17 protein-coding genes are annotated in these 18,551 nt (G+C 59.2%); 4 read left to right on the forward strand and 13 right to left on the reverse strand.

Going from position 1 to position 18,551, the window contains the following annotated elements; translation table 11 throughout:
- The coding region (locus tag ACM6IQ_RS22230) for an RHS repeat-associated core domain-containing protein (protein WP_414879878.1) at positions 1-958 on the forward strand (958 nt) is incomplete at its 5' end.
- 68 nt (positions 959-1,026) lie between these two features.
- On the opposite strand, the gene ACM6IQ_RS22235 is transcribed toward ACM6IQ_RS22230, so the two are convergent.
- The 11 genes from ACM6IQ_RS22235 to ACM6IQ_RS22285 all read right to left on the reverse strand — a co-directional run bounded on the left by ACM6IQ_RS22235 (position 1,027) and on the right by ACM6IQ_RS22285 (position 12,770).
- Positions 1,027-1,671, reverse strand: a complete 645-nt coding sequence (locus tag ACM6IQ_RS22235) for a methionine ABC transporter permease (protein WP_017335887.1) — start codon at positions 1,669-1,671, stop codon at positions 1,027-1,029.
- On the reverse strand, positions 1,661-2,782 hold the full coding sequence (locus tag ACM6IQ_RS22240; RefSeq protein ID WP_414879879.1) for a methionine ABC transporter ATP-binding protein: 1,122 nt from the start codon (positions 2,780-2,782) through the stop codon (positions 1,661-1,663). Before ACM6IQ_RS22240 ends, ACM6IQ_RS22235 begins: the two co-directional genes overlap by 11 nt.
- 2 nt (positions 2,783-2,784) lie before the next feature.
- The gene (locus ACM6IQ_RS22245; protein WP_017335889.1) at positions 2,785-3,594 is read right to left on the reverse strand and encodes a MetQ/NlpA family ABC transporter substrate-binding protein; all 810 of its coding nucleotides are present in this window, start codon (positions 3,592-3,594) and stop codon (positions 2,785-2,787) included.
- 177 nt (positions 3,595-3,771) lie between these two features.
- Positions 3,772-5,130 (reverse strand): LLM class flavin-dependent oxidoreductase, encoded by a 1,359-nt coding sequence (locus ACM6IQ_RS22250; protein WP_414879880.1) that lies wholly within the window; start codon positions 5,128-5,130, stop codon positions 3,772-3,774.
- On the reverse strand, positions 5,130-6,323 hold the full coding sequence (locus ACM6IQ_RS22255; RefSeq protein WP_414879881.1) for an SfnB family sulfur acquisition oxidoreductase: 1,194 nt from the start codon (positions 6,321-6,323) through the stop codon (positions 5,130-5,132). Before ACM6IQ_RS22255 ends, ACM6IQ_RS22250 begins: the two co-directional genes overlap by 1 nt.
- Before the next feature lie 23 nt (positions 6,324-6,346).
- Positions 6,347-7,588 (reverse strand): SfnB family sulfur acquisition oxidoreductase, encoded by a 1,242-nt coding sequence (locus tag ACM6IQ_RS22260; protein ID WP_414879882.1) that lies wholly within the window; start codon positions 7,586-7,588, stop codon positions 6,347-6,349.
- Positions 7,589-7,967: 379 nt separating this feature from the next.
- Positions 7,968-8,732 carry a hypothetical protein gene (locus ACM6IQ_RS22265; RefSeq protein WP_017335893.1) on the reverse strand — a complete coding sequence of 255 codons (765 nt, stop codon included), beginning with the start codon at positions 8,730-8,732 and terminating at the stop codon, positions 7,968-7,970.
- 468 nt (positions 8,733-9,200) lie between these two features.
- The gene (tcyN, locus tag ACM6IQ_RS22270; protein ID WP_017335894.1) at positions 9,201-9,956 is read right to left on the reverse strand and encodes an L-cystine ABC transporter ATP-binding protein TcyN; all 756 of its coding nucleotides are present in this window, start codon (positions 9,954-9,956) and stop codon (positions 9,201-9,203) included.
- Between the two features lie 4 nt (positions 9,957-9,960).
- Positions 9,961-10,626 (reverse strand): cystine ABC transporter permease, encoded by a 666-nt coding sequence (gene tcyL, locus ACM6IQ_RS22275; RefSeq protein ID WP_414879883.1) that lies wholly within the window; start codon positions 10,624-10,626, stop codon positions 9,961-9,963.
- Entirely contained in the window at positions 10,626-11,420 is a 795-nt protein-coding gene (gene tcyJ, locus ACM6IQ_RS22280) for a cystine ABC transporter substrate-binding protein (RefSeq protein ID WP_414879884.1), read from the reverse strand. The genes tcyL and tcyJ overlap by 1 nt, the downstream gene beginning before the upstream one ends.
- A gap of 351 nt (positions 11,421-11,771) precedes the next feature.
- Positions 11,772-12,770, reverse strand: coding sequence for a D-cysteine desulfhydrase (locus ACM6IQ_RS22285; protein WP_017335897.1), 999 nt, complete (start codon positions 12,768-12,770; stop codon positions 11,772-11,774).
- A 192-nt stretch (positions 12,771-12,962) separates the two neighbouring features.
- Between ACM6IQ_RS22285 and epsC the strand changes: the two genes are divergently transcribed.
- Together epsC and betT are read left to right on the forward strand one after the other, a co-directional pair.
- Positions 12,963-13,889, forward strand: coding sequence for a serine O-acetyltransferase EpsC (gene epsC / locus ACM6IQ_RS22290; protein ID WP_017335898.1), 927 nt, complete (start codon positions 12,963-12,965; stop codon positions 13,887-13,889).
- A gap of 532 nt (positions 13,890-14,421) precedes the next feature.
- Positions 14,422-16,377, forward strand: coding sequence for a choline transporter BetT (gene betT, locus ACM6IQ_RS22295; RefSeq protein ID WP_193393013.1), 1,956 nt, complete (start codon positions 14,422-14,424; stop codon positions 16,375-16,377).
- A gap of 2 nt (positions 16,378-16,379) precedes the next feature.
- Here the strand turns inward: betT and ACM6IQ_RS22300 are convergent, their stop codons facing one another.
- On the reverse strand, positions 16,380-16,640 hold the full coding sequence (locus tag ACM6IQ_RS22300; protein ID WP_017335900.1) for a hypothetical protein: 261 nt from the start codon (positions 16,638-16,640) through the stop codon (positions 16,380-16,382).
- A 94-nt stretch (positions 16,641-16,734) separates the two neighbouring features.
- The gene (locus ACM6IQ_RS22305) at positions 16,735-17,475 is read right to left on the reverse strand and encodes an SDR family oxidoreductase (protein WP_414879885.1); all 741 of its coding nucleotides are present in this window, start codon (positions 17,473-17,475) and stop codon (positions 16,735-16,737) included.
- 133 nt (positions 17,476-17,608) lie between these two features.
- Here ACM6IQ_RS22305 and ACM6IQ_RS22310 point away from each other — a divergent pair, with 133 nt between their 5' ends.
- Positions 17,609-18,499 (forward strand): LysR family transcriptional regulator, encoded by an 891-nt coding sequence (locus tag ACM6IQ_RS22310; RefSeq protein ID WP_414879886.1) that lies wholly within the window; start codon positions 17,609-17,611, stop codon positions 18,497-18,499.
- The last annotated feature ends 52 nt before the right edge of the window (positions 18,500-18,551 follow it).

Genomic DNA, 18,551 nt, shown 5'->3' on the forward strand with positions numbered 1-18,551 from the left:
GCTTTGTTACTACGGATTTCGGTATAGCGCACCATGGTTGCAACGGTGGATATCCCCGGATCCGGCGGGCTCTATAAACGGCCTTAATCTTTTTTTATTTGTTTCGAATCACCCAGTCAATCTCGAAGATGTGGATGGCCGTTTTTATGAGGGGGAGGGGGATAAAATTGAACGGAGTCTGTCATTTGGTGCAAAGATTGTCGCGCGTGGACTAGACCAGTTTTCAGCAGAGCAAAGAGATATTGTCAGATCGGAATTGCTCAAGCGGGAGCGTATATTTTCTGATGCTCAACGTGCACTGCTCTCAGATTTCTCCGGAGTTGGAGACATTATGCAGAGTCACTTTGGTCCCGCGTACGGCGTCGTTGCGAACAAAGTTCTGGACTCCTGGAGTCGGGGGGAAGCCCTAGTGAGAGAGTACCAAGGGAGCCGAGGAAATTATAAGTTTATAGGGTTTGAAACCGATAATAAAAACTTTTACGGAGAGGTGGATGTCAGTGATGTCCATGGAAGAATAGCGGTTAGCATTGATATGATTAATACCGGGAAGCTAAATGTGTTTTTTGGTCATGAAGTACTCCATCTAACGGGTGTGAATAACATTGCAGCGGTTGGGCCCGGTGCACTGGATGGTTTTTATTTAAGCTCAAGTGCTGATTGGACTGTGGGTCGTAGTGTTACTCAGTACATTTTTCAGGAGAGTCGAGTGTCTGAAATTATTATGCAGGGGGGAATGAGTCTGGACTATCTGAACTCATTTACAGATGTTCATAGCGATTTTATTAGTGTTGTTGAAAAATATGACGGAAGAGTTGGGTCTGGAATGGATATCCATACCGCGATATCAACTTTTAATGCTGATATATACTTGCGCGCCGAAATGGCAGCCGTGAACGCGGATAGCCTTGTATTTGCTGCGGACGCTTTGAGTCAGTCGTATCTGAATCGGCATGCTTAAGGGGGAGTGGTATGTCGATTGGAGCGGGTTACCCGCTCCATTTCAACCTAGTAAGTGTTCACATCTGCCTAGCGTTTATTCAATCCCCGCGCCAACCGATCCCCGCCCAACTGAATCACCGCCACCAACACCACCAGCAACACAATCACCGTCAGCATGATCTGGCTATCAAACCGCTGATACCCATACCGATACGCGATGTCCCCCAACCCGCCAGCACCAATCGCCCCGGCCATGGCCGATGAGTTGATCATCGTCACCAACGTAATGGTGAAACCACCCACGATCCCCGGCAGCGCCTCGGGCAGCAACACATGCCAAACGATATGCCAGCGCCGGCACCCCATCGCTTGCGCCGCTTCGATCAAGCCGAAATCCACCTCACGCAAACTGACTTCCGCGATGCGCGCAAAGAAAGGCGTGGCCGCAATGGTTAGCGGTACTACAGCAGCCCAGACACCGTAAGTGGTGCCCACGATCAACCGCGTGAACGGGATCAACGCCACCATCAAAATCAAGAACGGAATCGAGCGAAACAGGTTCACGAACGCACCCAACGCGCGGTTCAGTGCCGGTGCTTCGTAGATCCCGCCTTTGGAGCTGGTCACCAGGATCACCGCCAGTGGAATACCCGCCAGCAGCGCGATCAGTGACGACACGCCCACCATCAAAAACGTGTCGATGAAACCCTGCAGCAAGCGATCAAACCACATAACCCAGCACCTCCACCTGTTGTGCCCAATGACCGGCGCGCTGGCGCAGTTCTTCGGCGCCGAGGGACGAGCCGGCCACCGCCAGCAACAATTGCCCCAGTGCATGGCCCTGAATCCGTTCGACGCCGCCTTGCAGCAAGCGCACGCGGCCACCGAGTGCGGCGAACAACGCTGCAAGATCCGGCTCGTCCGTGGCGCTGCCGGTGAATTGCAAACGCAGGACCACGGCGGCATCCGAAGATTGAGGCTGTGCCTGCAAACGACTCTGCAGCTCTTCTGGCAACGCGTGTTGCAACGGTGCGAGCAAGGTTTTGCTGACCTCATGCTGCGGGTTGCCGAAGACTTCCCAGACCGGGCCTTGCTCGACGATTCGCCCGTGTTCCAGCACGACGACGCGGTCGCAGATATCGCGGATCACCGCCATTTCGTGAGTGATCAGCACGATGGTCAGCCCCAGTCGCTGATTGATCTCGCGCAGCAGGCCGAGGATCGATTGCGTGGTCTCCGGGTCCAGTGCCGACGTGGCTTCGTCGCACAGCAGAATCGCCGGGTCGTGCACCAGGGCGCGAGCAATGCCGACGCGCTGTTTCTGTCCACCGGAAAGCTGTGCCGGGTAGGCTGTGTGTTTCTCTTGCAGGCCGACCAGTTCCAGCAGTTCGCGGACTTTCCGCTCGCGTTTTTCCTTAGGCACGCCGGCGACTTTGAGCGGCAATTCGACGTTCTGCCAAACGGTCTTGGCCGACATCAGGTTGAAGTGCTGGAAGATCATGCCGATGCGCCGACGCAGCGTGACCAGGCGGTCTTCATCGAACTCGCCGATGTCCACCTGATCGATCAGCACGCGCCCCGTGCTCGGTTGTTCTAGGCGGTTGATGGTGCGGATCAGCGACGACTTGCCGGCGCCGCTGCGGCCGATGATGCCGAACACTTCACCGCGCTGGATCGCCAGGTCAATGCCCTGAAGTGCGGCCACCGGACCTTGCTGGCCGTTGTAGGTTTTGCCCAGGCCGATGAAGCGCACGTGGGCACGGTTCAGGTCTGGGTGCAGTTCAGTCTGTTCGGCGTTCTGAGGCTCTGGAATTTCCAGTCGCCGTTGGATAGCGGCCGTCATGTTCAGCTTTCCCAACCGGCTTGGTAGAGCTTGCCGTGAGCCTTGTCGAGGGCGGCGCGAACGGCGGGCGAATGCTGGTAGATGTCGACGAATTTGATCAGGCGCGGGTCGGTTTTGCTTTTTGGCTGGATCACGAACTGGATCACGTATTCCTTGTGATCGAGGCCGTCGAACAGCAGCGCGGAACCGGCGTCGAAGGTTTTCGCCAGGCGAACGTACGCCGGGTAGCCCTGAACCAGATCGGCATCATCGTAGGCGCGTACCAGTTGCACGGCTTCGACCTGAAGGATTTTGATTTTCTTCGGGTTGGCGATGATGTCTTCTTCGGTGGCCTTGTAGCCGACACCCGGTTTGAGCGTGATCAGCCCGGCCTTGGCCAGCAGTTGCAGGCCGCGACCGCTGTTGATCGGGTCGTTGGCGATGGCCACGCTGGCGCCTTCCGGCAGCTCGTCGAAGCTTTTGTATTTCTTCGAGTAGAGGCCGACGTTGTTGATGATGCCCGGCGCGAACGGCACCAGGTCAAAACCGGAGGCGGCCCTGGCATTTTCCAGGAACGGGACGTGCTGGAAGTAGTTCACGTCGATGTCGCCGGCGGCGAGGCTGACGTTGGGCGCGATCCAGTCGGTGAACTCGACAAGTTCGACTTTCAGGCCTTGTTTGTTGGCTTCCTCGACGGCGGCCTCCAGGGGGATGGCGAACGCGGCGGTGGTGCCGACTTTCAGCGGCGCGTCGGCGCCGAAGGTGATGGAGCTGAAAAGGCCGAGGGCCAGGGCCAGTGCTTTGACTGGGTGAGAGAGGTAGTGCTTGGTCATGATGGTTATTCCAGTCAATTAACAATGTGTGAACGCATTGGTGGCGAGGGAGCTTGCTCCCGCTGGGCTGCGGAGCAGCCCCAAAGCCATTCGATGAGGTGCGTCAGGTAAAAACAGTCTGCGGGTTTTGCGACTGCTGCGCAGTCGAGCGGGAGCAAGCTCCCTCGCCACAGGGGATCAGTGTCGGTAGTGAGAGCCGGTGTGTTGCTCAGGCAAATGCGCTTCGCCGTGAAACAGCTTTTCCCGCAAGCTGCCGTTGTCATAGGCGGTCTTGTACGACCCACGCCGCTGCAACTCCGGAATCACCTGTGCAATGAAGTCCACATAGCTTTCCGGCGTGACAATCCGCGTCAGGTTGAAGCCATCCAGCCCGGTTTCGGCGATCCACGATTCCAGTTCATCGGCCACTTGCTCCGGCGAGCCCACCACGGTGATGTAGCGGCCACCGAGGGCGTGTTGCTCGAGCAACTTGCGTCGCGTCCAGTCGTTGTTTTGCAGGTTCTTGGTGGCCGACTGAATCGCGTTGCTCTTCACGTACTGGATCGGTTCGTCGAGTTCGTACTCGGAAAAATCGATCCCGGTCGACGCCGAGAAATGCGCCACGCCGGCCTCGGCGCTGGCGTAGCTCAAGTACTCGGCATGCTTGGCCCAGGCCAGCTCTTCGGTGGCGCCGACGATCACGTTCAGCCCCATGAACACCTTGATGTCTTCGGGATTACGCCCGGCCTCGACGGCGCTGGCGCGGACCTTGTCCACCTGGACCCTGGTCGATGGTTTGTTCTGCCCGCTGATGAATACGCACTCCGCGTGGCGCCCGGCGAACAGCAAGCCGCGATCCGAACTGCCGGCCTGGAACAGCACCGGCGTACGCTGCGGCGACGGTTCGCAGAGGTGATAACCCTCGACCTGATAGAACTCGCCCTTGTGTTCGATCCTGTGCACTTTGTCCGGTTGCGCGTAGATCCGCTGTTTGGGATCGTTGAGCACTGCACCGTTTTCCCAACTGCCTTCCCAGAGTTTGTAGAGCACCTCGAGGTATTCATCAGCCTGGTCGTAACGACGGTCGTGCTCAACTTGCTCGCTCAGGCCCATGGCCTTGGCGGCGCTGTCGAGGTAACCGGTGACGATGTTCCAGCCGACCCGACCGCGACTCAGGTGATCGAGCGTCGACATGCGCCGGGCGAACAGATAGGGCGGTTCGTAAGTCAGGTTGGCGGTCAGCCCGAAGCCAAGGTTTTTGGTGACGGCGGCCATCGCCGAGACCAGCAGCAACGGGTCGTTGACTGGCAGCTGGATCGACTCTTTCAGCGGCACGTCCGCCGAGTTCTGGTAGACGTCGTACACGCCGACGATGTCGGCGATGAACAAACCGTCGAACAGTCCACGCTCCAGCAATTGCGCCAGTTCGGTCCAGTATTCGATGGTTTTGTATTGGGTGGAGGTGTCCCGTGGATGCGTCCACAAACCATGGTTGATGTGCCCGATGCAGTTCATGTTGAACGCGTTGAGCAGGATCTTCTTTTTCGCGTCGGCCATCAGATGGTCCCCCGCAGCGGCGGGTTTTCATCGTTGAGGTAGTAGTTGCCCACGGCGTGATACTTCCAGCGCACCGGGTCGTGCAGCGTGTGCACCCGAGCGTTGCGCCAGTGGCGATCCAGTCCGTGTTCGATCAGGGTTGCCTGGCTGCCGGCCAATTCGAACAGCGTGCTGCCGGCAGCGAGGGAGATTTCGGTGCTGATGGCGCGGGCTTCGGCGACGGCAATCGATGCCGCAGCGACAGTCTCGGCGTTGGTCTCGGCCTGGGCCTTGTCGAGGAATTCGCCGGAACGCTCCAGCAGCGCTTCTGCTGCGTGCAAGCGGATGCTCAGATGGCCGAAGCTCTTGATGGTCAGCGGGTCATCGGTGGCTTTTTCATGCGTGGCGTCGATCCATGGCCGGGTTTTGGTTCGCACGAAATGCAGTGCGTCTTCATAGGCGGCGCGGGCGATGCCGGTGTCGATGGCGGCGTGAAGTATCTGCGCCAGCGGGCCGACCGGGGTCGGGCGTTCGAAGGCACTTTGAAACGCGATGACGTCTGCGGCGGCGACGTATACGTCTTCGAACACTACCGAACCGCTGCCGGTGGTGCGCTGACCGAAGCCGCTCCAGTCATCGATGACGGTCAGGCCTTTGCTGTCGCGCGGGACGAATGCCAGTTGCTGCACGCCGTTTTCATCCACCACTGACGTCGGGATGCGTTGTGCGTAGATCGCACCCGTGGCGTAGAACTTGCGGCCGTTGATGCGATAGCCGTCACCGTCTCGAGTCAGGCTGGTGACGCGGTCGTGGGCGGTCTTGGTGCCGAGTTCGGCGAGCGCGTTGCCGAAGCGCTGACCAGCGAGCACTTCTGCGTAGAGGCGTTTTTTCTGCTCTTCGCTGCCATTCACTCGCAGCACTTCGAGGGCATAAAAATGGTTCTGCGGAATTTGTCCGAGGGAGCCGTCAGCCTGGGCGATCAGGGCAATCACCTTGGCCAGCGTGACGTTCGAAACGCCAGCGCCGCCGTACTCCTTCGGCACGCTGATGCCCCACAGGCCCGAGCGGGAAAACACTTCCAGTTCAGGGTGCGGCAAACGGCGCTCGCGGTCGCGCAGGGCGCTGTCGCGTCTGAAATCTTCAGCCAGATCAGTGGCGACGATCAGGGCTTGTTCATCGCCGGTGATGACCGCGACGTGGTGAGAAAGAGTCATAGGTTTCTCCAGATATCGGGTCGTCAGATCCAGGAATGGCGAGCCGGCAGCGTGCCGTTGAGGTGGTACGCGCCGACCGCGTGATATTTCCAGCGCACCGGGTCGTGCAGCGTGTGCACGCGGGCGTTGCGCCAGTGGCGGTCAAGGTTGAATTCGGCGAGGGTGGCGCGGCTGCCGGCCAGTTCGAAAAGTTTTTCGCTGGCCAGCAGCGAGATTTCGGTGGTCAGCACCTTGGCTTCGGCCACGGCAATCGAAGCCCGCGCAGCGGAGTCGGCGGTGAGCGGCACGGCGTTGACTTGATCAAGCACTTGCCCGGCCTTGCGCAGCAGCGCTTCGGCGGCGTGCAGTTCGATTTTCAGTTTGCCAATATCAGCAATCACGTACAGGTCGTCGCTGGCGCGTTCGACCTTGGCGTCGATCCACGGCCGCGCGCGGGTCTTCACGAATTCGATGGCATCATCGATGGCGCCGCGAGCGATGCCGGCATCGATTGCCGCTTGAATCAGCTGTGAAACCGCGCCCTGAATGTTCGGCTTGTCATTGATCTTCCAGTTATCCACAACAAGCTCGGCGTCGACCCGCACGTTGTTGAGCAAAATGGTGCCGCTGGCGGTGGTGCGCTGGCCGAAACCGGACCAGTCATCGACGATGCGCAGCCCCGGAGTGCCGCGACGGACAAAAGCCAGCACTTGCTTGCCGTCGTCGTTCAGCGCCTTGACCGCGACCCAGTGGGCGAACAGGGCGCCAGTGGAATAAAACTTCTGTCCGCTGATGACAAAACCATCACCGTCGGCAGTGATCCGTGCCTTGAGTTCAAGGGTGTTTTTGGTCCCGCGTTCCGGCCCGGCATTGCCGATGCGCCAGCCTTCGAGCACGCTTTTGAACAGCTGCTTTTTCTGCGCTTCGGTGGCGCTGCCGAGCACCAGGTTGAGAATGCCGAACTGGTTCTGCGGGATCTGTCCCAATGCCGGGTCGGCCGCGGAAATGATCGCGAACACCTCGGCCAGTGTGACGAATGAAACCTGCGGGCCACCGTACTCGCGCGGGATGGTAATGCTGCCCAGGCCGCTGCGGGTGAACTGTTCGATTTCCGACCATGGCAACCTGCGCTGCTGATCACGTTTGGCCGCTTGCAAGCGGGCGACGTGCGCCAGCTCATGGGCGGCCTTGATGGCTTGCGCGTCGTTGCGCAAAACCTGCGCGGGCAACAACAGGGGGGCGATATCCAGATCACTCTGGAGGGTTGCTTCTGCCAGACTGGACATCAGTGCCGCTCCTTGGCTGCACGCAATGCCCTGGCGATCTGCACTGGGGTGATTGTGTTCCGGACCATACCTACCTCACATCTCATGGAACGCTGCGATGAGTGCAGCGAAGTAAAAACAAGAATGTCCGGTGGTCCGGTGCATATACCCTAAGCGCGTATAAAAAATAAATAAACTAACTTTTAGGAATATGAATAGAAGTGTGTCGTGAGCAACTGTACGCAGGGCAACACTTTGTTTTTGTAGCAACACACCGCCCGAGATCAGTCTGTAGGAGCGAACGGTGCGGTCTGGCTTGCTCGCGAAGAACGATGACTGGGTGCGTCAAAGGCTGACGCCTTCGCGAGCAAGCTTCGCTCCTACAGTGAACGCACAACGTTCAGTGTTTTCGGGGCTCTGCAGCCATGAGCGGTTCCTTTGGCCGGACCTTTAAATAGGGATTCGCACATCCGATTTTCAGCGTGCGCGCCGGTGCCCATCGGGAATTGTTACCCACGCGGTCGAGGATGCAGTAAGTCACTTCCAGCCGCAGGTCTTCGCCGGCTTCGAGAATGATCGCGGGCGGCACCCAGACTTGAATCGGCTCACCCACGTCGCTCGCCTTGAGGCGTGGCAGGTCCATGCGCACATCGCCCCAGCGCACGGTGATTTCATCGTCGGCGGCCATGTTCAGGTACGGCTCTATGGTCAAGGGAACGCCGCGCTTGATCTGGTTCGGGTTGACGCCCTGACGACGGATGGTTTCAGGAATGCCCACCGGCGCCAGGCGCTGGTTTTCGTCACCACACAGCGCAGATGGCTGGCCGCCGGGGCAGTCGAGCTTGACCTGTACACGGGTTGCCGGTGACAGCGCAGGCCCCTGGCCGACCTGCATGAGCCGATAGTGAAGGCGTGAGGAGCCATTGGCGATGAAGCTTTCCGGCACTCGCAGACTGATCGCTTTCCCGACGTCCTGGGTATTCAGCACTCTGGAGGCCACGTAGCAGTTATCCCAGAACAGCTCGATCAAGTCGCCTTCATCCATGCCGGAGTAAGGCGCGACGTCGATCAGCAGATGAGCTGCCGAGCTGATGTTGATGCCGCTCTTGTGTGATTGCGCCACGATCGGCGCCGCAAGTTCGGGTTTGTTCGAAGTGTTTTTCATGGGTTTCTCCTTGAAGTCTTGCAGCGAAGTCCGTTTCTGAAAGAGCTGAAGTGCTGAGTAATAAACGGATCATTACTTCGTATGAAAACAATGATTGAACCGTCAGTGATTACATCGGCTGGCGACTAGATAAGAGTGCGCATGAATAACTGTCAATAGAATGAGTTAGTTGAGTAATGAATCTGACGTTATTCAGAAGTCTCCTACACTTTGAGGTTAAGAAGCCGCAGCGTGCTGTCGAACATGACCACTGAATCAGCGGTGTTTGCGCGCCGAATATGCAGATCCCGTGCACACTGAGGGCGAAGCGTCTCGAGAGATTTTAGGCGAGGTTTATCGGTAGCAGGACATAGATATGTACCGCACACGATATTAAAGGAAAGATAAATAATTCGAGTTTTCGTAAGGAAGATTATGACCGTGCAATGTTACTTCCATCCGTGGAAGTTAACACTTTGTCATCGCAGCTCAGTTGTGAGAATTGTTCAGAAACTTGCTGAGAAACTGCTTTGTACGTTCTTCTTTAGGATTGGCAAACAGCGCCTTGGCTTCGCCTTGCTCGACGATCACCCCCTTGTCGAAAAACACCACGCGGTTGGCCACGTCTCGGGCAAAACCCATTTCGTGAGTAACGATGACCATGGTGCGATTCTCTTCAGCCAGGCTGCGAATGGTCGCCAGCACTTCACCCACCAACTCCGGATCGAGCGCTGAGGTGGGTTCATCGAACAGGATCACTTCCGGCTCCATCGCGAGCGCGCGGGCAATCGCCACACGCTGTTGCTGCCCACCGGAGAGTCGTCGCGGGTAAGCATCTTCCTTGCCCGCGAGGCCAACCCTGGCCAACAGCTTTTTACCCAGGGCGACGGCTTCGGCGTGAGGGATCTTCTTCACGATGATCGGGCCTTCGATGACGTTTTCCAGGGCGGTTCGATGGGGAAACAGGTTGAAGTTCTGGAACACGAAGCCGACGTGCTGACGCAGGCGTCGCACCAGGTTCTGCTGCTGGTTCAGCGGGCGGCTGCCATCGATTTCGATGTCGCCGACCTTGATCCGGCCGCTGGTGGGTTCTTCCAGGAAGTTCAGGCAACGCAGGAACGTGGTTTTCCCCGAGCCACTTGGCCCGATGATCGCGACGACCTCGCCTTCCTTCACCTCCAGATCGATGCCGTTGAGCACGACTTGACCCTTGAACTGCTTTGTCAGTTTTTCCACGACAATCATGGGGTCAGGACTCCTGGTCGTGCCGATTGACCCGCTCTTCCAACTTGTTCTGCAGGTGCGAAAGCACCGTGGCCAGAATCCAGTAGATCAGCGCGGCGGCAAGATACATGGTGAAAATTTCGAAGGTCCGGGCGGTAATCAGCTGCGCCTGGCGGAACAGTTCCGGCACCTGGATGGTGGCGGCCAGTGCGGTGTCCTTGACCAGCGAGATGAAGCTGTTGCCCAGCGGTGGCAGGGCCGTGCGCATCGCCTGCGGCAGGATGGCCCGGCGCAGGGTTTGCGCACGGGTCATGCCGATACTCGCGGCGGCTTCCCACTGGCCACGCTCGATAGAACTGATTGCCGAACGCAGGATTTCGCAGGCGTAGGCGGCCATGTTCAGCGAGAAGCCGATCAGGGCCGCCGGCAGTGGATCAAGTTCGATACCCAATTGCGGCAAGCCGTAATAGATCACGAACAGTTGCACCAGCAACGGCGTGCCGCGAAAGAACGACACGTAGATGCGGGCGATCCAGCTCACCAGTTTGAAGCGCGACAGACGCATCAACGCCAGGCCGAAACCCATCACCAGACCGAAGAACATTCCGCCCAGACTGAGGATTACCGTGTAGTACGCACCCTTCAGCAGGAAGGGCGCGGAGTCCAGCGCAAGTTGGAAAGCTTCTTCCATTATTGAGTGACGTCAGCGCTGAAGTATTTTTCCGAAAGCTTTTTCAGCGTACCGTCGGCACGCAGCTTGTCGATGGCCTTGTTCACCGCTGCCAGCAACTCAGGTTCGCCTTTGCGCAGGGCGACACCGGCTTCCTGACGGGAGAACGCTTCGCCGGCGGCGGAGGTGTCCTTGGCTTTCTTGGCGTATTCCAGTGCAGCGAGACGGTCGATCAGGATGGCGTCGATACGGCCGACGCGCAGGTCCTGGAATTTGGTCGGATCATCTTCATAAGTGCGGATGTCTGCCTTGGGCACATTCTCTTTCACCCACTGCTCGTAGTTGGTGCCCAGGCCGACGCCCACTTTCTTGCCGGCCAGATCGGCGGCGGTCTTGATGGTGTCTTTGTTCTTGGTCAGGGTCAGCGCCTGAATCCCGGAAACGGTGTACGGCTCGGAGAAGTCATACTTCTTCTTGCGCTCTTCGGAGATGGTCACCTGGTTGATCACCGCGTCCAGACGCTTGGATTCCAGCGCCGCGAGGATGCCGTCCCATTTGGTCGGTTGCAGTTTGACCTTCACGCCCAGCTCTTTGGCCAGGGCTTCGGAGAACTCGACTTCGAAGCCGGCCAGTTTGCCGTCGGCATCGACGAAACTGAACGGTGGGTAAGTACCTTCCAGACCGACGTTGATCACGCCCACGTCCTTGATTTTTTGCAGCTGCTCACCGGCAACCGCTTGCCCCAGCAGACCGGCGCTCAGCGCCAGGCCCAGCGAACCCACCAGCAGATTTCGACGTAGTGCGGAAAAATTCATGACAAGCCCCTGTGTTTTCTTATGAAGACGCTTTTAGGAATGTTGGCAAAATCGGGATTTGGACGACTGCAATATCCTGCCCTAAAGAAGCGTATGCGTCTCGCTGCAAATTCGCCTGCGGCGTGACTATATGACGACGCTTTTAGATAGGAAAATAATAAATATTCTGTTTGTTATTCTTTTGTTGCATATACGGTCAGTTCGATCCCCTGTGGCGAGGGAGCTTGCTCCCGCTCGGCATCGAAGCAGTCGAAAAACCCGATCACCGCGATTCGAATGAAACACCGCAGCGCAAATTTTGGGGGCACTCCTCGCCCCAGCGGGAGCACGCTCCCTCGCCACAAACGCTCTTCAGCCAGTTAGTGAATCCTTGTAGGCAAACAACGCCGGCGCCCCGCCGGTGTGCAGGAAGATGATCGGCCCTTGATCAAAACGCTGACGACCAATCCCGTCGAGCAAACCGGCCATGGCCTTGCCGGTATACACCGGGTCCAGCAGCAAACCTTCCTGGCTCGCCACCAGCTTCACCGCGGACAGCGTCCCGGCATTCGGCTCGCCATAGCGCGGAGCAAAATATTCGTCCCACAGCTCGACCTTGAAACTGTCCGGCAAGCTCACGCCCAACAGCGCCGCGGTACGCTCGGCCAGTCCCTGGACCTTGGGCCGCTGATCTTCATCGCTACGGGATACCGTCACGCCAATCACTGGCAAATCCGGCAATACTTCGCTCAACGCGAGTGCCAGGCCGCTGTGGGTTCCGGCGCTGCCCGAGGCCAATACCACCGCCGCGAAATTCAGGCCGGTGTCCTTGATCTGCTCGGCCAGTTCCAGCCCGGCGCGCACATAACCCAAAGCGCCCAACGCGTTCGAGCCACCGATCGGCACCAGATACGGTTTTTTGCCGTTGCTGCGCAGGCGTGCGGCCAAGGCCTCCAGTTGCTCGTCAGCGTTGTCGAGGTTTTCCACCAACTCAACCTTGGTATCGAACAGGTCGAGCAACAGCCGATTGCCGTTGCCGACATAGTCGGTGTCGTCGGTGCCCAGAGGATTCTCCAGCAGTGCTACGCATCCCAGGCCCAGTTTCGCTGCGAGAGCCGCTGTCTGGCGCACGTGGTTGGATTGCAACGCACCTGCTGTGATCAGCGTGTCCGCACCCTGGGCCAGCGCATCGGCGGCCAGGTATTCGAGTTTGCGCAGCTTGTTACCGCCCATCGCCAGCGGCGTCAGGTCGTCGCGTTTGACGTAGACGTCGCGGCCGAGCCAGGCCGACAGGCGTTCGAGTTTTTCCAGAGGGGTCGGGTGGCCGAGCAGATCGAGGCGGTCAAAGCGGGCGAGCTGTTGTTTGATCATGGGTCCGTACTGGCGGTGATAGATGTCAGGACTATAGGCACGCCTATATGCAGGGGCAACCGGCAAGATTACTTATAGCCAAAAGTGCTGAGCACAGCACAATCGGTTCTTAATTCGGCTTCCAGACCTTGCCGTAAAGTAATCGCCGTCAGCGCGGCCAGACACTCCGGCCGCCCGTGTGGAGTTTTTACCGTGAGCGAGCGTTCCAGCCATTGGCAATTGCAGACCATCGTCAGCCAGTTGCGCACGGCGCGCGACCAGTGGCGTGCGCAAAACGGCCGTGCCAGCGGCGAGCAGGGCGGTCGCGAGTTGCCCTCCCGAGCGGCCATGGCGGAGATTCTTGAAGCGCTGTGCGGGGCGCTGTTCCCGATGCGCCTGGGGCCGGTGGACTTGCGTGAAGAGAGTGAAGACTTCTATGTCGGCCACACGCTGGACGTTGCGCTGAACGCGTTGCTGGGTCAGGCGCGGCTTGAATTGCGTTACGCCGCCCGCCACAGCGCCTCGGCCGACACTGAAGTCGAAGCCAAAACGATCCAGATCATCCAGGACTTCGCCCTGGCGCTGCCGGGGCTGCGCAGCCTGCTGGACACTGACGTGCTGGCGGCCTATCACGGTGACCCGGCGGCTCGCAGCGTCGATGAAGTGTTGCTGTGCTATCCGGGGATTCTGGCGGTGATTCACCATCGCCTCGCGCATCACTTGTACCGCGCCGGACTGCCGTTGCTGGCGCGGATCAGCGCAGAAATCGCTCACTCGGCGACCGGTATCGATATCCACCCGGGCGCGCAAATCGGCCGCAGCTTCTTCATCGATCACGGGACGGGTGTGGTGATCGGCGAGACCGCCATCATTGGCGAGCGCGTGCGGATTTATCAGGCGGTGACCCTGGGCGCCAAACGTTTCCCGGCGGATGAAGACGGCCAGTTGCAGAAGGGCCATCCGCGGCATCCGATTGTCGAGGATGATGTGGTGATCTACGCCGGTGCGACGATTCTGGGGCGGATCACCATCGGCAAGGGCTCGACCATCGGCGGTAACGTCTGGCTGACGCGCAGTGTGCCGGCGGGGTGCAACCTGACGCAGGCGAATCTGCAGCATGATGATGGGGCGCAGAAGTAAGTCTCGACATCTCCAGTGGTCTTGCTGACGCCATCGCGGGCAAGCCACGCTCCCACAGGTCTTGTGTCGAACCCGGATTTTGCGAACGCCACAAAACCTGTGGGCTTGCCCGCGATTGGTTTCAAGCCGAACCGAGATAATGGCATTTCACTGATTTCCCACTGAACGAATCCCCCAAACCCCACGTCATACCCATCCTTGAGCTAGCGTACACAACAGGTTTTTGTGGCGAGGGAACTTGCTCCCGCTCGGTTGCGAAGCAGCCGCATTCCTGGCGAAAACCGGGGTGCCGCTTCGCGACACAGGGGGAGCAAGCTCCCTCGCCACACCGTACCGCCGAGCCTTGCGATTAGTCCTTAGCACCCTATTCATGTTTAACTTGAACGCTCATTCAAGTTAAACCGCCGGTTTGCTGCCCGCTCACAACAGGAGGCTTGCCCTTGCCGAGTCCGTTATTGATTGCCCGGTTTCACCCCCTTGAGGCGCACCTTTCATGAGTGCACCGTCTACCCCCGCCAGCGGCCAGGTCCGCATGAATCCGCCGGTGTTTTACTTCGCCGCGACCTTCATTCTGCTCTTCGGCCTCGTCGTCATCGCCATGCCTGAACAGGCCGGCGCCTGGCTTCTGCAAGCGCAAAACTGGGCGGCCAACACGGTCGGCTGGTACTACATGCTCGCGATGACCCTGTATCTGGTCTTCGTGGTGGTCACCGCCTTGTCCGGCTACGGCAAGATCAAGCTCGGTGCCGACCACGACGAGCCCGAATTCAGTTACCTGTCCTGGGCCGGCATGCTGTTCGCCGCCGGGATCAGCATCACGCTGTTTTTCTTTTGCGTGTCCGAACCGCTGACCCATTTGTCGCAACCGCCCCAAGGCGAGGCCGGCACCGCGGACGCGGCGCGCCAGGCGATGCAGATTCTGTTTCTGCACTGGGGCCTGCACGGCTGGGGCGTGTTTGCCTTCGTCGGCATGGCGCTGGCCTATTTCGCCTACCGCCACAACCTGCCGCTGGCCTTGCGTTCGGCGCTGTATCCGCTGATCGGCAAACGCATCAACGGTCCGATCGGTTACGCGGTGGATGGCTTCGGCATCATCGCCACGGTGTTCGGCCTTGGTGCCGACATGGGCTTCGGGGTGTTGCACCTCAACTCGGGGCTCGACTACCTGTTCGGCGTCGCCCACACCCAGTGGGTTCAGGTCGGCCTGATCACGCTGATGATGGGCGCTGCGATCATCGTCGCGGTGTCCGGCGTCGATAAAGGCGTGCGGGTGATGTCCGACATCAACATGCTGCTGGCCTGTGCGCTGCTGCTGTTCGTGTTGTTCGCCGGCCCGACGCAGCACTTGCTCAACACCCTGATCCAGAACATCGGTGACTACCTCGGCGCGTTGCCGATGAAGAGTTTTGACCTCTACGCCTACGACAAACCCAGCGACTGGCTGGGTGGCTGGACGGTGTTCTACTGGGCCTGGTGGATCGCGTGGTCGCCGTTCGTGGGCCTGTTCATCGCACGGATTTCCCGTGGCCGGACCATCCGCGAATTCGTCTTCGGGGTGCTGTTGATCCCGCTTGGTTTCACCCTCGCGTGGATGTCGATTTTCGGTAACAGCGCCATCGACCAAGTGCTCAACCACGGCATGAGCGCGCTCGGCATGTCGGCCATCGACAACCCGTCGATGACCCTCTACCTGCTGCTGGAAACCTACCCGTGGAGCAAAACCGTGATTGCGGTCACGGTGTTCATCAGCTTCGTGTTCTTCGTCACCTCGGCCGATTCCGGCACCGTGGTGCTGTCGACGCTCTCGGCCAAGGGTGGCAACCCGGATGAAGACGGGCCGAAATGGCTGCGGGTGTTCTGGGGCGCGATGACCGCGCTGGTGACCAGTGCGTTGCTGTTCTCCGGCAGCATCGACGCGCTGAAGTCGGCGGTGGTGCTGACGTCGTTGCCGTTCTCGCTGATCTTGCTGCTGATGATGTGGGGTCTGCACAAGGCGTTTTATCTCGAGTCACAGAAGCAGATCGCCCAATTGCATTCCCTGGCGCCGGTGTCCGGTTCCCGGCGTGGCGGATGGCGTCAGCGTTTGAGCCAGGCGGTGCATTTCCCGTCGCGCGATGAGGTCTATCGCTTCCTCGACACGACGGTGCGCCCGGCGATTGAAGAAGTGACGGCGGTGTTCGTCGAGAAGGGCTTGAACGTGGTCACTCAGCCTGATCCGGCGAACGACAGCGTCAGCCTGGAAATCGGTCACGGCGAGCAGCATCCGTTCATCTATCAGGTGCAGATGCGTGGCTACTTCACGCCGTCCTTCGCCCGTGGCGGCATGGGTTCCAAGGAACTCAACAATCGTCGTTATTATCGGGCCGAAGTGCATTTGAGCGAGGGCAGTCAGGACTACGATCTGGTGGGCTACACCAAGGAGCAGGTCATCAACGACATCCTCGATCAGTACGAGCGGCACATGCAGTTTTTGCATTTGGTGCGTTGAGGTCAGGTCTCGCTGCTCATCACCATGAACAGCACCAGCGCTGCCACCGGCACACCAAACACCACACTGCCGACCACCAGTTCCGTCGTCACGGGCTGGCCGGCAGTGACCACGCCGATGGCGCCGTTGATCATTGTCAGGGCCAGCCACAGGACGATGAAGCTGTAGGTCAGGGTCTGCCGACCGAAGCCGATTTTTTCGCCGATGAACAGCATCAGCGCGAGGAGGACCAGGCCGAAGAAGATGATGATGGTGGTGTGCATGATGTGTTCCTCCTGTCAGGTGGGTGTCGCCTGTGCAGCCGCCCTCGGTCTCCCTGCTCACTTTTGAGCATAGGCGTCGGTGCGCTCTCCGTGCTTAAACCAACCCGCCATTGACCCGCAGGATTTGCCCGTTGACCCAAGCCGCATCCGGCCCGACGAGGAAGGACACAACGCGGGAGATGTCTTCCGGCTGAGCCAGGCGTTCCAGCGGCGGCATCCTGGCGAAGGTTTGAATGTGTTCTTCGCTCTTGCCGTGCAGGAACAGATCGGTCGCCACCGGGCCCGGGGCGACGGCATTGACGGTGATGTGGCGACCGCGCATTTCCTTGGCGAACACCTGAGTCAGGGATTCCACCGCCGCTTTGCTGGCGATGTACACGGCGTAGCCCGGCAGGTTCATGCCGACGGTACTGCTGGAAAAATTGACGATCCGTCCGCCGCTGTTCAGGCGAGTGGCCGCTTCACGCAACGTGTTGAACGTGCCGCGAGCGTGAATGTTGAAGTTCTGGTCGAACAGTTCGTCCGTGTGTTGCGCCAGCGGCATCACTTTGAGTATGCCGGCGTTGTTGATCAACACATCGACTTTGCCCAGCTGCGTTTCGGTTTCATCGAACATCCGGCGCACGTCGTCGGCATTGGCCACGTCAGCCTTGATCGCTATGGCTTGATGGCCGGCCTGACGCAACTCCACGACCAGTCCGGAGGCTTCGGCGGCGCTGCTGGCGTAGTTGATGGCGACGGCGAACCCCTCGCTGGCCAGTTGTCTGGCGATGACGGCGCCGATGCCGCGAGAGGCACCGGTCACGATGGCCACTTTCGAAGTTTGAGTAGTCATGGCGGTTAATCCTTTGGGGGTGTTGGTGGGGGGGGGGGGAAGCCAGATTCACATGTTTACTCAGGCCGATAAATGCACGAGAGTTGCCTTGACTGTTCAATAATCGCCAACAATCGAAGCTCCGGAGCTCAGCGTGGATCAAGTCAAGGCAATGAAGGTTTTCGTGCGGATCTACGAGCGCAGCAGCTTCACCCTGGCCGCCGAAGACCTGAACCTGCCGCGGGCAACCCTGACCCACACGCTGAATCAGTTCGAAGCCTGGCTCGGTACGCGTTTGCTGGAGCGCAGCACACGTAAAGTGCGTCCGACGCTGGACGGCGAGGCTTACTACCTGCGTTGTGTGCAGTTGCTGGCAGAGCTGGAAGAAGCCGAGCTGGCCTTTCGCAGCGTGGCGCCGAAGGGGCGATTGCGCGTGGATTTGCATGGCACCTTGGCCAAGCACTTCGTGATCCCTGCGTTGCCGCAGTTCATGGCCCGTTACCCGGATATCGAACTGTCCATCAGCGAGGCCGACCGCTTTGTCGACCTGATTGCCGAAGGCGTCGACTGCGTGCTGCGCGCCGGCACCCTCGGCGACTCGGCGCTGATCGGCAAGCGTGTCGCCAACCTGCGGCAGATCACCTGCGCCAGTCCTGCATATCTGCGCAAATACGGCGAACCGAGAACCCTCGCAGACCTGAAACACCATCGCACGGTGAACTACGTCTCGCGCACCACGGCCAAGTTGTTTCCATTCGAGTTCATGGTTGATGGCGAGCTGAAGGAAGTGGCCATCGACGGCGCGATTTCAGTATTCGGCGCGGAAGTCTATGCCGCGTCGGCCATAGCCGGACTGGGCTTGATCCAGTGCCCGCATTACCGAATGGCAACGCTGATTGCTCAGGGGGTGGTGCAGGAAATCCTCATCGACACCCCTCCACCGCCGATGCCGGTTTCAGTGCTGTATCCGCACAACCGACACCTGTCGCCACGGGTTCGGGTGTTTGTGGATTGGTTGGGGGAGGTGTTTGCGGGGGCCGTTTGAACGAAGGCTGCGATCCTGGCGATGGTTGTACCGCCGAAGATGAATAATGTGA

This window comes from Pseudomonas sp. IT-P100 (assembly GCF_949767185.1).
In the GTDB taxonomy this organism is placed as follows: domain Bacteria; phylum Pseudomonadota; class Gammaproteobacteria; order Pseudomonadales; family Pseudomonadaceae; genus Aquipseudomonas; species Aquipseudomonas fluorescens_B.